Here is a 12,710-nt window from a genome sequence, read left to right on the forward strand (position 1 = left end):
TCGACCATGGCCGAAGGTAGCGACGTCAATTACTGGACCCTGGTCACCATCGTCGGGCCGATCATCCTGCTCGCGGTGCTGATCTGGGCCTTCTCCCGCAACAAGAAGAGCGATGTCGATCCCGAAGTGACCGAGCGTGCCACCCGTGACCTCTACCAGGAAGAGCAGCGCGCCCATGAGCGCGACGGCAACAGCGGCCTCTGAGCAGGACTGACCTTCCTGCGGTCGTCGCCGACTGGTTCGCGGCCCGCGGCTGGAGCCCGCGTCGGCACCAGCTCGACATGCTCGACCGCGCACGGGCGGGGCGCCACGCCTTGCTCGTGGCCGGGACCGGCGCGGGCAAGACACTCGCCGGCTTCCTGCCGACCATCTGCGACCTCGTCGAGCAGCCGGCCGAGGGCCTTCACACCCTCTACATCTCGCCGCTGAAGGCGCTGGCGGTCGACGTCCAGCGCAACCTCCTCGATCCGATCGGCGAGATGGACTTGCCCATCCGGGTCGAGACCCGCACCGGCGACACGCCCTCGGACCGCAAGGCCCGGCAGCGCGCCAGGCCGCCGCAGATCCTCCTGACAACGCCCGAAAGCCTGTCGCTCCTCCTCTCCTATCCCGACAGCTTCCTGATGTTCGCGGGGCTGAAGACCATCGTCCTCGACGAGATCCACGCCTTTGCTCGCGACAAGCGCGGCGACCTCCTCGCGCTTGCCCTTGCCCGCCTCCAGAAGATCGCGCCCGGCCTCAGCCGCGTCGGCCTTTCCGCCACCGTCGCCGATCCCGACGCCTATCGCAGCTGGCTCGCGCCCGACGCCGACATGGACGAAGTCGATGTCGTCCTCGGCGAGCCCGGCGCCGAGCCGCACCTTGGCATCCTCCTCCCCGAGAACCGCGTCCCCTGGTCGGGCCACTCGGGTCGCTATGCCGCCAAGCAGGTCATGGCGCAGATCGAGCAGCACAAGACGACCCTCGTCTTCTGCAACACCCGCGGCCTCGCCGAACTCATCTTCCAGGACCTGTGGAAGGTGAACGACCAGGGTCTCCCCATCGGCGTCCATCACGGCAGCCTTGCCCTCGAAGCGCGCCGCAAGGTCGAGGCGGCAATGGCGGCGGGCAAGCTCCGCGCTTTGGTCTGTACCTCGTCGCTCGACCTCGGGATCGACTGGGGCGACGTCGAGCTTGTCATCCAGATGGGCGCGCCCAAGGGCTCGTCCCGCCTGCTCCAGCGCATCGGCCGCGCCAACCACCGCCTCGACGAGCCAAGCCAGGGCATCATCGTCCCCGGCAACCGCTTCGAATATCTCGAGGCCCGGGCCGCGCTGGACGCGGTCGACGCCCGCGAACTCGACCCCGAGCAATTCCGTCCCGGCACCCTCGACACGCTCGCCCAGCACATCCTCGCCTGCGCCTGCGCCGCCCCGTTCGAACAGGCCGAGCTGCTCGATGAAATCCGCTCTGCAGCCCCTTATGCCGGCCTCACCGAGGAGCTGTTCGCGCTGGTCCTCGCCTATATCGCGACCGGCGGCTACGCGCTCCGCGCCTACGACAAGTTCCGGCGGCTGGTGGAGGAGCCCGCCGGCTCGGGCCACTGGCGGATCACCAAGCCCGCCGTCGCGGTCCAGCACCGCCTCAACGCCGGCATCATCGTCGACAATCCGATGCTCGACGTCCGTTTCAAGAATGGGCGGATGCTCGGCCGGGTCGAGGAAGGCTTCGCCTCCACCCTCACCGTCGGCGACCACATCTTCTTCGCCGGCCTCAGCCTCGAGGTGATGCAGTTCAAGGACAGCGACATCCTCGTCCGCGCCTCCGCCAAGGAAGCCCGCCTCGTCACTTACGGCGGCCAGCGGATGAGCATGACCACCCATCTCGCCGACCGGGTGAAGGGCTTCCTTGCCTCACCCGAAGAATGGCACCGTTTCCCCGACGACGTGCGCGAATGGCTCGAAGTCCAGCAGCGCCGCTCGCGCCTGCCACAGCCCGACGAACTGCTGGTCGAGACCTTTCCCCACGAGGGCCGCCACTTCCTCGTGATGTACAGCTTCGAGGGCTGGAACGCCCACCAGAGCCTCGGCATGCTGGTCACCAAGCGGATGGAGAAGTTGGGGCTGAAGCCGCTGGGCTTCGTCGCCAACGACTACGCCCTCTCGGTCTACGGCCTCGAGCCGATCACCGACCCCGCGCCCTTGCTCTCCCCCGACATCCTCGAGGGCGAGTTCGTCGAATGGGTCGAGCAGTCGATGCTGCTGAAGCGCGCTTTCCGCGAGGTGGCGGTGATCGGCGGACTCGTGGAGCGCCAGCATCCGGGCAAGCGCAAGACCGGCAAGCAGGTCAGTTTCTCGACCGACCTCATCTACGACGTGCTGCGCAAGTACGAGCCTGAGCATCTGCTGATGCGCGCCGCCTGGGACGACGCCCGCGCCCGGATGACCGAGCTCGGTCGCCTCGCCCGCCTGGTCGAGCGCGCCGCCGCGCAGATGGTCCATGTCGACCTCCCCCGCGTCACGCCCATGGCGGTCCCGCTGATGGTCGTCATCGGCCGCGAGGCGCTGCCCGCCGGCTCGGGCGCCGAGGATGCGCTGCTGATGGAAGCGGAAAGCGTCCTCGCCGAACTCGCGATGCGCGAGGACTGACGCCGGGCCGTTCGATGCGCTAGGATAGGGCATGCGTAGCCTGTTGCTTCTTGCCCTTCCGCTCCTCGCTGGCTGCACCGTCGCCAGCACCGCGGTCGATGTCGTCACCCTGCCGGTGAAGGCCGTCTCCAAAGGCGTCGACCTCGCCACCACCAGCCAGTCCGAGGCCGACGAGAAGCGCGGCCGCGCGATCCGCAAGGAAGAGGAGCGCCTTGGCCGCGAACGCCGCGAGCTCGAGGCGCGCTGCCGCAAGGGCAAGCCGCGCCCCGAGGACGTCTGCCCTGCCCGCTAGCGCCGGCCGAGCTTCGCCACCTCGTAGAGATAATCGACGTAGAGCATGGTCACTTCGTCGATCCCGCCGACCTTGGGATTGCTCGACCGGATCAGGAACCACTCGTCCGGGGCATGCGCGCCATTGCCGCGGCCGATCCCGAATTGCCCGGTCGGCAGATTCAGGGGCGCCCCGTTGAACACCACCCCCGGCCAGCTCCCCGCGTTGCGCGGCGCGATCGTGTAGGGGATGTTGTTGCGCTCGAAGACCTTCTTCTGCGCCTCGATGAACGGGCTCTTCTCATCGGTCTGGTTGGGCCCGTAGCCGCCCGACACCACCACCTTCACATCGTCGAACCCGCGCTTCGCGAGATGCGCCTTGAGCTTGGTGACGACCTCTTCCTTGGTCATGTTGGGGACCAGCCGGAATTCGAGCTTGGCCTCCGCCCGCCCGGGCAGGACCGTCTTTCCGCCGACCCCGGTATAGCCGCTCACCAGCCCCTGGATGTTGACCGTGGGCTGGCTGAGGAACCGCTCCGAGCTCGTCTGATAATCCTCGTTGTTGATCCACCGCCCGACGCCGAGCGAGCGCTTGACGTCGGCTTCCTTGGTCGCCGCGACGCGCTGCGCGATCAGCTCCTTCTGGCGCGCGGTGAGGGGCTGCACATTGTCCATGAAACCGTCGATCGCGGGGATATGCCCGTCGTCGGCGACGAGGCTGTCGAGCGCCTTCACCAGCCGCCAGGCCGGGCTTTCGACCCGGGCATAATTGCTCGAATGAATGTCGGTCCTGGGATATTTGTCGCTGGTCTCGCCGCCGACGATCAGCTGGAATTCCACCGCGCCCTTGGCGCCGAGCGTGATCCCCGCCTGCCCGTCGGCATCCTGACTCGCCGCGGGAATGAACACCCCAACGGTCTTCTTCAGCGCCGCCGCCACCTCGGGGTCGGCAACGATGGTCGGGAAATTGGGCGAGGCGATCTCCTCCTCGCCTTCCGCCACCAGCACGAGGTTCACCGGAAGCTTGCGCCCGCTCGCCTTGAACGCCTGAAGCGCGGCGAGGAAGGCCGTCTCGGGCCCCTTCTGGTTGACCGCCCCGCGGCCGCGGATCGCCTGCCCCTCGCCCGGCCGGTCGTAGAGTTGCCCGGCGAGCGGCGGGCTCGCCCATTCCGACGGCTCATACTGCTTCACGTCGTACATGAAGTAGATTCCGAGCGTCACCGGCGCGCCCGCGTCGAGGGTCGCGAACACCCCCGGCACGCCGCCCGACTGGACCACCCGCGCCTGCTGGAAGCCGGCGTCGAGCGCGAGCCGGCGCATATAGTCCGCGCCTTCGGCGACATTGCGCTTCTCGGCCGCGATGGTCGGAAGCGCGATCCAGTCCTGCAGCGCCTTCACCGTCCGCTCGTGCCGGCTCGCCACCACCTTCTCGAGCTGCGCCCGCCCCGGCGTCTGTGCACCCGCCGTGCTCGCCATCAGCGCCAGCACCAGTCCCGCTCCGATCTTCCGCATCACCTGCCCCCGGTTTGCCGTTTCTGAGGCGTCGAGACTGGCGCAGCCCGCCGTCCTCGTCCAGAGGATGGCCCATGCGCTACTTTCTCGACTGCGAATTCGACGGCTTCGGCGGAGCGCTGCTGAGCCTCGCCCTCGTGCCCGACGACAGCAGCGAGGAATTCTACGCCATTCTCGAACATGAGCGGCCCTGCACCGACTGGGTCGAGCGCCATGTCGTCCCCTATCTCGACACCGTGCCTCAGGCGCTCCGGGCCGAGCCCCAGCCCGCCGCCGACGTCGCCCGCGAACTGTCGCGCTGGCTTAGCCCATTCGAGGACGTCGAGATCGTCGCCGACTGGCCCGACGACATCGCCTATTTCTGCAAGGCGCTGCTGACCGGCAACGGGCAGATGGTGACCGTCCCGCCGCTCAACTTCCGCCTGCTCAACCTCGCCGGCTTCTCGACCGCGCGGAACAGCGCGGTCCCGCACAATGCGCTCCACGATGCGCGGGCGCTGCGCGACCATGTGGTGAATCGCGGCTACTAAGTCGTTGCACCTTTTCCGGAAGTCGGGCTAAGCGGCCTCGCGATGGTTCCCCTTCCGTTCGCCGGACATGCCTTTCACGCCGACCCCCAGGGTGCCCTGTGGTGGCCGCAGGAACGTGCCTTGCTGGTGGCCGACCTCCATCTCGAAAAGGCCAGCTGGTACGCCCGCCTCGGCCAATTCCTTCCGCCCTACGACAGCCAGGCGACGCTGACCGCGCTGACCGAGATCGTCGATCGCAGCGGTGCCGAGAAGCTCTACTGCCTGGGTGACAGCTTCCACGACAAGTTCGGCTGCGACCGTCTTCCCGACACCGCCCGGGCAATGCTCCTCGCCCTTACCGGCCGGCTCGACTGGACCTGGATCCTCGGCAACCACGATCCGGGCTTTGCCGACCATTGCGGCGGTACCCTGGTCGAGGAGGCTGTCGTCGCCGGGGTGGTCCTTCGCCACGAAGCCGACCCGGCCGATCCGCGACCCGAGATGTCGGGCCATTACCATCCCAAGCTCCGGATCCAGCTCCGCGGCAAGCAGGTCAGCCGCCGCTGCTTCGTCGCCAGCGGCTCGAAGCTCATCCTCCCCGCCTTCGGCGCCCTGACCGGCGGGCTCGACGCCGGCCACCGCGAGATCATGAAGAAGGTCGGCACTCCTGCGGCGGCGCTGGTCCCTGTCCAGGACCGCCTCCTCCGCTTCCCGCTCGCCGCCTAGCTCAGGCGAGCCGCGCCTTCATCAGGCCGCGCAGGACGTTGCCGACGAGGAATCCCTCCGCGAGGTCGGCCTCGGTGAGGTCACCCTCGACCGCCTTGCCCTCGGCGATCAGCTGGTCGCGCAGGATCCCCGGAAGCAGCCCGCGGCTGAGCGGCGGGGTCGCCAGCATTCCGTCGCGCTCGACGAAGATGGTGGTGAAGCTGCCCTCGGTGAGCCGCCCGTCGCCGGTCACGAATACCACCTCGTCCGCCCCGCTCGCCCGCCGCGCCTCGTCATAGAAGGCCCGGTCGGTGGTCTTGAAGCGCAGCCGGTAATCCTCCTCGTCGACCGGCAGCGGCACCACCTTCACCCGCAGCGGCTGGGCCACTTTCTCGGGCAGGGGCCGGACCTCGACCGCCATCATGCCGGTCGGGGAGAGGAGCAGCCGCGCCGCGCCGGGCGTGCGCCGTCCGAAGGTCGCTGCCTGAAGCTCGTTGCGCGCCGCATGCCGGTCGAACCGGAAGCCGAGTGTATTGGCGCTGGTCCTTAGCCGGTCGAGATGCCGGTCCAATTCCACGATCCCGTCGTGCGGGTCGAACCGCATCGTTTCCATCAGGTCGACTTGCGGCATGCTACGCGTCACGAACGCTCCCTTGGACAGGCACTCGGCCCATTCATCGTCCGCGTTCGAGTCGACGACAAGCCCAGAACCGAGACCGAGCGTCGTTTTGCCGACATTTCTTGTTTCGAGGGTTCGGATCAGCACGCTGAAGGCCGCATCGCCGCCCGGCTCGATCCACCCGGCCGCGCCGCAATAGGCCCCGCGCGGATCGGGCTCGAGCGCCCGCAGCGCGAGCATCGCCGCGACCTTGGGCGCGCCCGTCACCGAGCCGCAGGGGAAGATCGTCCGAAGCACGTCGACCGCGTCCAGTCCCGCCCGCAGCCTGGCGGTCACCCGGCTCACCATCTGCGTCACCGTCGGATAGCGCTCGATCGCGAACAGTTCTGGGACCGCCACGCTGCCCGTCTCAGCGACCCGGGCAAGGTCGTTGCGGAGAAGGTCGACGATCATCAGATTCTCGGCCCGGCTCTTGGGATCTTCGGTCAGCACCGCGGCCGGCGCCGTGGGGCCGGCGGTGCCCTTCATCGGCTTCGCTTCGAGGAGGCCGTCGCGGATGGTGAAGAATTGCTCGGGGCTGAGGCTGACGAGGGCGCCGTCGCCATGGTCGATGAGGGCGCCCCACCCCGCCGCCGACCCGCTCCGCAGCCGCGCATAAAGCGCCGCCGGGCTCCCCGCCATCTTGACCGTGCAGGGAAAGGTAAGGTTCGCCTGGTAGAAGTCGCCGGCGCGCAGATGTTCGTGGACGCGTCCCACCGCGGCCAGATATTCCTCGCGGGCGATCCGTGGCTCGGGCGCGGCGGCGAACGCGCCGGCGGGATCGGGCAGCCACTCCTCCGCTGCCACTTCCTCGAACCCGTCGAACAGGCCGAACCACAGCAGCGGCCCCTCCCCCTGCCGCGCCGCGGCGAGCAGCGCCGGGTCGAGCGCATAACCCGCCTCATAGGCGAGGAAGCCCGCCGCATGCGCCCCGTCGCGGACCGCCGCCTGGAGCCGCTCGAGCGCCGGGAGCACCTCGTCCATCCGGTCGGCGCGGATGATGTCGTGCGGCTGTGCATAGAGGCGCGCGCCACCGCCGGGCCTGGCGTCGTCGAACAGGAGAAAGGGTCGGGTCATCGGCGAAAGGCCGTTTGCCCCGGCGCGGCGGCCTTCGTAAAGCTACCCCTTATGCGCAGCCTCGCCCTCACCCTCGCCGCCGCCCTGCTCGCTTCTTCCGCGAGCGCCCAGACCATCGACCCCAAGGTCCAGCAGCGGATCGACCGGATCCTCAAGCGGACCCCGCTGATCGACGGCCACAACGATCTTCCCTGGGCTCTTCGCGAGGATCACGGGAGCAAGGTCGAGGGCCTCGCCAGCGGCACCGACAGCTGGAAGCCGCCGCTGATGACCGACATGGCGCGGCTCAAGGCCGGGCGTGTCGGCGGCCAGTTCTGGTCGGTCTATATCAACGGCACCACGCTCGGCGACGAAGCGATCCGGACCACCCTCGAACAGGTCGACACCGCCCATCGGATCATCGACGCCTATCCCGAGACCCTTCGCTTCGCCCGCTCCGCCGACGAGATGGAGGCCGCCCACCGCGCCGGCCGCATCGGCTCGATGATGGGCATCGAGGGCGGACGCCAGATCGGCGGCTCGATGGCTGCGCTGCGCCGCTTCTACGACCTTGGCGCGCGCTACATGACGCTGACCCACAACCAGACCACCGAATGGGCCGACGCAGGCACCGACGAGCCCAAGCATGATGGCCTGTCGCCCTTCGGCATCGAAGTGGTGAAGGAGATGAACCGGCTCGGCATGCTGGTTGATCTCAGCCACGTCGCCCCCGCAACCATGCGCGACGCAATCGCCGCGTCGAAGGCGCCGGTCATCTTTTCCCATTCTTCCGCGGCGGGCGTGAACCCCCATCCGCGCAACGTTCCCGACGACGTGCTGCGCATGCTCCCCGCCAACGGCGGCGTGGTCATGGTCACCTGGGTCCCGAGCTTTCTCAGCGCCGCCATGTGGAAATGGGACGGCGAATTCGCCGCGCAGGAAGCCCGGCTCAAGACCTACAACCGCGCCGATGCCGCCGCCGTCACGAGGGGGATGGAAGCCTGGGTCGCCGCCAACCCGCGCCCCGTGGTCGGGGTCAAGGACGTCGCTGATCATATCGACTATGTCGCCCGCATCGCCGGCCACGACCATGTCGGCATCGGCGGCGATCTCGATGGCATCCCGCGCACCCCGGTCGGGCTCGAGGGTGTGCAGAGCTATCCCCTGCTCTTCGCCGAGCTGATCCGCCGCGGCTGGTCGGACGCCAATCTCGCCAAGCTCGCCGGCGGCAACGTCCTCCGGGCCCTGCGCGGAGCCGAGGCCGCCGCCCGTTCGATGAAGGACCTTTCCCCGTCGATGGCGACGCTTGAGAAGCCCGTCACCCAGCCATAGGATCGCCCCATATGACGTCCCGCATCGCGCTGGCGCTTGCCGCCTCCTCCGCCCTCGTCGCCCTTCCGGCGCTCGCCCAGTCGCCCGCCGCGGTGCCCAAGCCCGCCGCGCTGACGGTCGACGGCGTGCCCCCCGTCCCGGCCGAGCTTGCCGCCCGCACCCGGCCCTACATGGAATTGCGCAGCGCGAGCTTCGCCGGCTGGAACGCCCGCGACCGCTCGATGCTGATCCGCACCCGTTTCGCCAACGTCCCCCAGCTGCACCGCGTCGCCGGGCCGCTCATGGACCGCCAGCAGATCAGCTTCGAGGCGGAGCCCGTCGGCGGCAGCTGGGCGCCGTCCGGTGACGTGCTTGCCGTCCAGAAGGACCGTGGCGGCGACGAATTCTTCCAGATCTATCGCCTCGACGGCGGCCGCCTGACCCTGCTCACCGACGGCAAGAGCCGCAACGAGCTCGGCGCCTGGAGCAAGGACGGCAAGCTGCTCAGCTATTCGAGCACCCGCCGCAACGGCGCCGACGCCGATCTCTACGTCATCGACCCGCGCGATCCCAGGTCCGAGCGCCGCGTCGCCGAGGTCAACGGCGGCGGCTGGGGCATCGCCGCCTTCGCCCCCGGCAATGCCCGCGCCCTGGTCTTCAACTACAAGCAGGTCACCAACAGCGACCCCTATCTCCTCGACCTCGCCTCGGGCCGCATGACCCCGATCGGCGACCTCAAGAAGGACATCGCCTACGGCGGCGCCGAATTCGCGCCCGACGGCACGCTCTGGGTCCTGTCCGACGAGGACAGCGACGTGCAACGCCTCGGCAAGCTCGACCCCGCGACCGGCCGCTTCACGCCCGTGGTCAATGCCGGGCGGTGGGACATCGACGGCTTCGACCTGTCCGACGACGGCAAGACCATCGCCTACTTCACCAACGAGGCCGGGATCAGCCGCCTCTACCTGCTCGACACCGCCAGCGGCCGCTCGCGCCGCGTCGACAGCCTCCCCGTGGGCGTCGCCGGCGGCCTCGAATGGGCGCCGTGGGGCGAACTCGGCTTCACCTTCAATTCGGCCAAGGGCACCGCCGACGCCTGGTCGCTCAACCCCAGGACCGGCAAGCTCACCCGCTGGACCAAGAGCGAGACCGGCGGCCTCGACTTCTCGGCCAACCCCGAAGCCCAGCTGGTCGAGGTGAAGAGCTTCGACGGCGAGCGCGTCTCGGGCTTCCTCTACCGCCCCGATCCGAAGCGCTTCCCCGGCAAGCGCCCGGTGATCGTCGACATCCACGGCGGCCCCGAGGGCCAGGAACGCCCCGGCTTCATGGGCCGCGACAATTACCTCATCAACGAACTTGGAATCGCGGTCTTCCTGCCCAACGTCCGCGGCTCGACCGGCTTCGGCAAGCGCTTCGTCAGCCTCGACAACGGCCCCTTCAAGCGCGAGGATTCGGTCAAGGACATCGGCGCCTTCCTGACCGCGCTCAAGGCCGATCCGGCGATCGACGCCGGCCGCATGGCGGTCACCGGCGGCTCCTACGGCGGCTACATGTGCTACGCCTCGGCGATCCGCTACGCCGCCGACTTCAAGGGCGCGCTGTGCAACGTCGCCATCTCCAACTTCGTCACCTTCCTCGAGAATACGCAGAGCTATCGCCGCGATCTGCGCCGGGTCGAATATGGCGACGAGCGCGACCCCGCCCAGCGCGCCAAGCTCGAGGAAATCTCCCCGCTCCGCCGGATCGCCGAGATCAAGGAGCCCTTGTTCGTCGTCCAGGGCGCCAACGACCCCCGGGTCCCCAAGTCCGAGGCCGACCAGCTGGTCGCCAAGGTCAAGGCGCAGGGCACCCCCGTCTGGTACATGGTCGGCGAGAATGAAGGCCACGGCTTCGGCAAGAAGGAGAATCAGGATTATCTCTTCTGGTCGACCCTGCAATTCTGGCAGCAGACCCTGCTCAAGTGACTGAGACAGCAACGCCCCCGCTGAAGGCGGTGGTCATCCCGGTGACCCCGCTGCAGCAGAATTGCACCCTCTTCTGGTGCACCGCGACCAACAAGGCCGCGCTGTGCGACCCGGGCGGCGACCTGCCGCGGATCCGCGACGCGGTGGCGCAGGCCGGGGTCGAGGTCGAGAAGATCATCCTCACCCACGGCCACATCGACCATTGCGGCCAGGCCGGGCAGCTCGCCGCCGAGCTGGGCGTGCCGATCGAAGGCCCGCACCTCGACGACCTGTTCTGGATCGCCCGCCTCGCCGACGACGGCGCTGCCTATGGCATCGACGCCTCGCCGTTCGAGCCCAGCCGCTGGCTTACCGACGGCGAGCAGGTGACGGTCGGCAACCTCGTCCTCGACGTCTACCATACGCCCGGCCACACTCCCGGCCACGTCATCTTCCACCATCGGCCGAGCCGCCTCGCGCTGGTCGGCGACGTCCTTTTCGCCGGTTCGATCGGCCGCACCGACTTTCCGCTGTCGGACCACCAGGCGCTGCTCGATTCGGTCCGGACCAAGCTCTGGCCGCTCGGGCCCGAAACCATCTTCATCCCCGGCCACGGCCCGATGAGCAGCTTCGAGCGCGAGCGGGCGAGCAATCCCTTCGTGGGAGACGCCGTGCTGGCATGAGGGCGGGCCGATCCTTGCGGCCCGCGCCCTTGCTTCCCCTGCGCTTTCCGCTATAGGCCCCATCCGTTCGCGACGATCCCTTCGCCGCCTCGGGCATCCGCCCGGTGAGCCCGGCAAAGGACCGTCGCCTTCTTTTTTGACCGCAACAATCGAGAACAGGTGCCGCAATGGCCGTCCCCAAGAGAAAAACGTCGCCCTCGAAGCGCAACATGCGTCGCAGCCATCACGCGCTGACCCCGGCGAGCTTCCAGGAGTGCCCGAATTGCGGTGAGCTCAAGCTTCCGCACAATCTCTGCCAGGCCTGCGGCCACTACAACGGCCGCGAGATCGTTTCGACCGAGGCCTGAAGAGCAGCCCTGACGTGAATCGCGGAAACGCCAGCGCCCAAGCCATGAGCGCTCCGCGGATTGCAGTGGATGCGATGGGGGGTGACGGCGGCCCGGCAGCGATGCTGGGCGGCATTGAACGCGCCCTCCGCGCAGACCGCTCGCTTCGCTTCCTGGTGTTCGGCGACGAGGCCATCCTCGCGCCCGAATTGCGGCGGATGAAGCTCGGCGCCGACGTCGCCGCCATCCACCACGCGCCCGACAGCATCGCCGGCGACGAGAAGCCGAGCCAAGCGCTTCGGCGCGCCCGCACGACCTCGATGGGCCTCGCGATCAACGCGGTGAAGGAAGGCGAGGCCGATGCGGCCCTCTCCGCCGGCAACACCGGCGCGCTGATGGCCATGAGCAAGCTCGCGCTTCGCACCATGCCCGGCATCGACCGCCCGGCCCTGACCGCGCTCCTTCCGACCATGGGCAGCCACGATTGCGTGATGCTCGACCTCGGCGCCAACACCGAGTGCGACGCCCAGAACCTCGTGCAGTTCGCCGTCATGGGCGCCGCTTACGCCCGCACCGCGCTCGGCCTGAAGCGCCCGCGGGTGAAGCTCCTCAACATCGGCACCGAGGAGCTGAAGGGCACCGACGAGCTCAAGGAAGCCGCCGCGATGCTTCGCGAGGCGACCTATCTCCCCCTCTCCTTCGACGGCTTCACCGAGGGCGACCAATTGTCGCGCGGCAAGGTCGACGTGGTGGTGACCGACGGCTTCTCGGGCAATATCGCACTCAAGACCGCCGAGGGCACCGCGCGCTTCGTCACCGACCTGCTGCGCCGCGCCTTCACCTCGTCGCTCCGCTCCAAGGCCGGCTTCGCGCTGTCCAAGCCCGCGCTGCACATGCTCAAGGTCCATCTCGACCCGAACAACCACAATGGCGCCGTATTCCTCGGGCTGAACGGGCTGGTGGTGAAGAGCCACGGCGGCGCCAATCCCAAGGGCATCGCAAATGCCATCGCCGTCGCGGCCCGGATGGTCCGCGGCGACATCGTCAACCAGGTGACCACGGACCTCGACGAGTTCCGCGCGCATGCCTTCGCCGGAACGAGTGCCTGAG

At 68.7% G+C, this 12,710-nt stretch carries 12 protein-coding genes; 10 read left to right on the top strand and 2 right to left on the bottom strand.

All coding sequences use genetic code 11. The features are described 5' to 3' along the window. Nucleotides 1-6: 6 nt before the first annotated feature. The 3 genes from AC4GYU_RS01920 to AC4GYU_RS01930 are packed head-to-tail and all read left to right on the top strand — an operon-like array spanning nt 7 to nt 2,919. Nucleotides 7-204, top strand: a complete 198-nt coding sequence (locus AC4GYU_RS01920) for a hypothetical protein (protein ID WP_491085219.1) — start codon at nt 7-9, stop codon at nt 202-204. Beyond that, nucleotides 201-2,627, top strand: a complete 2,427-nt coding sequence (locus AC4GYU_RS01925; RefSeq protein WP_491086863.1) for a ligase-associated DNA damage response DEXH box helicase — start codon at nt 201-203, stop codon at nt 2,625-2,627. The genes AC4GYU_RS01920 and AC4GYU_RS01925 overlap by 4 nt, the downstream gene beginning before the upstream one ends. Before the next feature lie 31 nt (nt 2,628-2,658). Beyond that, nucleotides 2,659-2,919: a hypothetical protein gene (locus tag AC4GYU_RS01930; RefSeq protein WP_491085220.1), complete on the top strand. Its 261-nt coding sequence runs from the start codon at nt 2,659-2,661 to the stop codon at nt 2,917-2,919. Here the strand turns inward: AC4GYU_RS01930 and AC4GYU_RS01935 are convergent. Continuing rightward, entirely contained in the window at nt 2,916-4,409 is a 1,494-nt protein-coding gene (locus AC4GYU_RS01935) for a M20/M25/M40 family metallo-hydrolase (RefSeq protein ID WP_491085221.1), read from the bottom strand. The two genes, AC4GYU_RS01930 and AC4GYU_RS01935, sit on opposite strands and share 4 nt — an antisense overlap. A gap of 74 nt (nt 4,410-4,483) precedes the next feature. On the opposite strand from AC4GYU_RS01935, the gene AC4GYU_RS01940 reads away from it, so the two are divergent. Together AC4GYU_RS01940 and pdeM are read left to right on the top strand one after the other, a co-directional pair. Next, nucleotides 4,484-4,939: a 3'-5' exonuclease family protein gene (locus AC4GYU_RS01940; protein ID WP_491085222.1), complete on the top strand. Its 456-nt coding sequence runs from the start codon at nt 4,484-4,486 to the stop codon at nt 4,937-4,939. A gap of 42 nt (nt 4,940-4,981) precedes the next feature. Further along, on the top strand, nt 4,982-5,644 hold the full coding sequence (gene pdeM / locus AC4GYU_RS01945; protein ID WP_491085223.1) for a ligase-associated DNA damage response endonuclease PdeM: 663 nt from the start codon (nt 4,982-4,984) through the stop codon (nt 5,642-5,644). A 1-nt stretch (nt 5,645) separates the two neighbouring features. Here pdeM and pabB read toward each other — a convergent pair whose 3' ends face one another. Further along, entirely contained in the window at nt 5,646-7,358 is a 1,713-nt protein-coding gene (gene pabB / locus AC4GYU_RS01950; protein WP_491085224.1) for an aminodeoxychorismate synthase component I, read from the bottom strand. A gap of 51 nt (nt 7,359-7,409) precedes the next feature. On the opposite strand from pabB, the gene AC4GYU_RS01955 reads away from it, so the two are divergent. From AC4GYU_RS01955 to plsX, 5 genes are all read left to right on the top strand, one after another. Further along, nucleotides 7,410-8,669, top strand: a complete 1,260-nt coding sequence (locus tag AC4GYU_RS01955) for a dipeptidase (protein ID WP_491085225.1) — start codon at nt 7,410-7,412, stop codon at nt 8,667-8,669. Between the two features lie 11 nt (nt 8,670-8,680). Beyond that, entirely contained in the window at nt 8,681-10,612 is a 1,932-nt protein-coding gene (locus tag AC4GYU_RS01960) for a S9 family peptidase (RefSeq protein WP_491085226.1), read from the top strand. Continuing rightward, nucleotides 10,609-11,274, top strand: a complete 666-nt coding sequence (locus tag AC4GYU_RS01965; protein ID WP_491085227.1) for an MBL fold metallo-hydrolase — start codon at nt 10,609-10,611, stop codon at nt 11,272-11,274. Before AC4GYU_RS01960 ends, AC4GYU_RS01965 begins: the two co-directional genes overlap by 4 nt. A gap of 167 nt (nt 11,275-11,441) precedes the next feature. After that, nucleotides 11,442-11,621 (top strand): 50S ribosomal protein L32, encoded by a 180-nt coding sequence (gene rpmF / locus AC4GYU_RS01970; RefSeq protein WP_029941941.1) that lies wholly within the window; start codon nt 11,442-11,444, stop codon nt 11,619-11,621. Nucleotides 11,622-11,665: 44 nt separating this feature from the next. Beyond that, the gene (gene plsX / locus AC4GYU_RS01975) at nt 11,666-12,709 is read left to right on the top strand and encodes a phosphate acyltransferase PlsX (RefSeq protein WP_491085228.1); all 1,044 of its coding nucleotides are present in this window, start codon (nt 11,666-11,668) and stop codon (nt 12,707-12,709) included. The last annotated feature ends 1 nt before the right edge of the window (nt 12,710 follow it).

The sequence above is a fragment of the Sphingomonas sp. SP2 genome (assembly GCF_058313385.1).

Excerpts from the sequence above, each read along its gene's own strand:
- AC4GYU_RS01930 (WP_491085220.1), top strand. The coding sequence starts at position 2,659 with ATGCGTAGCCTGTTGCTTCTTGCCCTTCCGCTCCTCGCTGGCTGCACC.
- AC4GYU_RS01960 (WP_491085226.1), top strand. The coding sequence starts at position 8,681 with ATGACGTCCCGCATCGCGCTGGCGCTTGCCGCCTCCTCCGCCCTCGTC.
- pdeM (WP_491085223.1), top strand. The coding sequence starts at position 4,982 with ATGGTTCCCCTTCCGTTCGCCGGACATGCCTTTCACGCCGACCCCCAG.
- AC4GYU_RS01920 (WP_491085219.1), top strand. The coding sequence starts at position 7 with ATGGCCGAAGGTAGCGACGTCAATTACTGGACCCTGGTCACCATCGTC.
- AC4GYU_RS01955 (WP_491085225.1), top strand. The coding sequence starts at position 7,410 with ATGCGCAGCCTCGCCCTCACCCTCGCCGCCGCCCTGCTCGCTTCTTCC.
- AC4GYU_RS01935 (WP_491085221.1), bottom strand. The coding sequence starts at position 4,409 with ATGCGGAAGATCGGAGCGGGACTGGTGCTGGCGCTGATGGCGAGCACG.
- AC4GYU_RS01940 (WP_491085222.1), top strand. The coding sequence starts at position 4,484 with ATGCGCTACTTTCTCGACTGCGAATTCGACGGCTTCGGCGGAGCGCTG.
- plsX (WP_491085228.1), top strand. The coding sequence starts at position 11,666 with ATGAGCGCTCCGCGGATTGCAGTGGATGCGATGGGGGGTGACGGCGGC.
- pabB (WP_491085224.1), bottom strand. The coding sequence starts at position 7,358 with ATGACCCGACCCTTTCTCCTGTTCGACGACGCCAGGCCCGGCGGTGGC.
- rpmF (WP_029941941.1), top strand. The coding sequence starts at position 11,442 with ATGGCCGTCCCCAAGAGAAAAACGTCGCCCTCGAAGCGCAACATGCGT.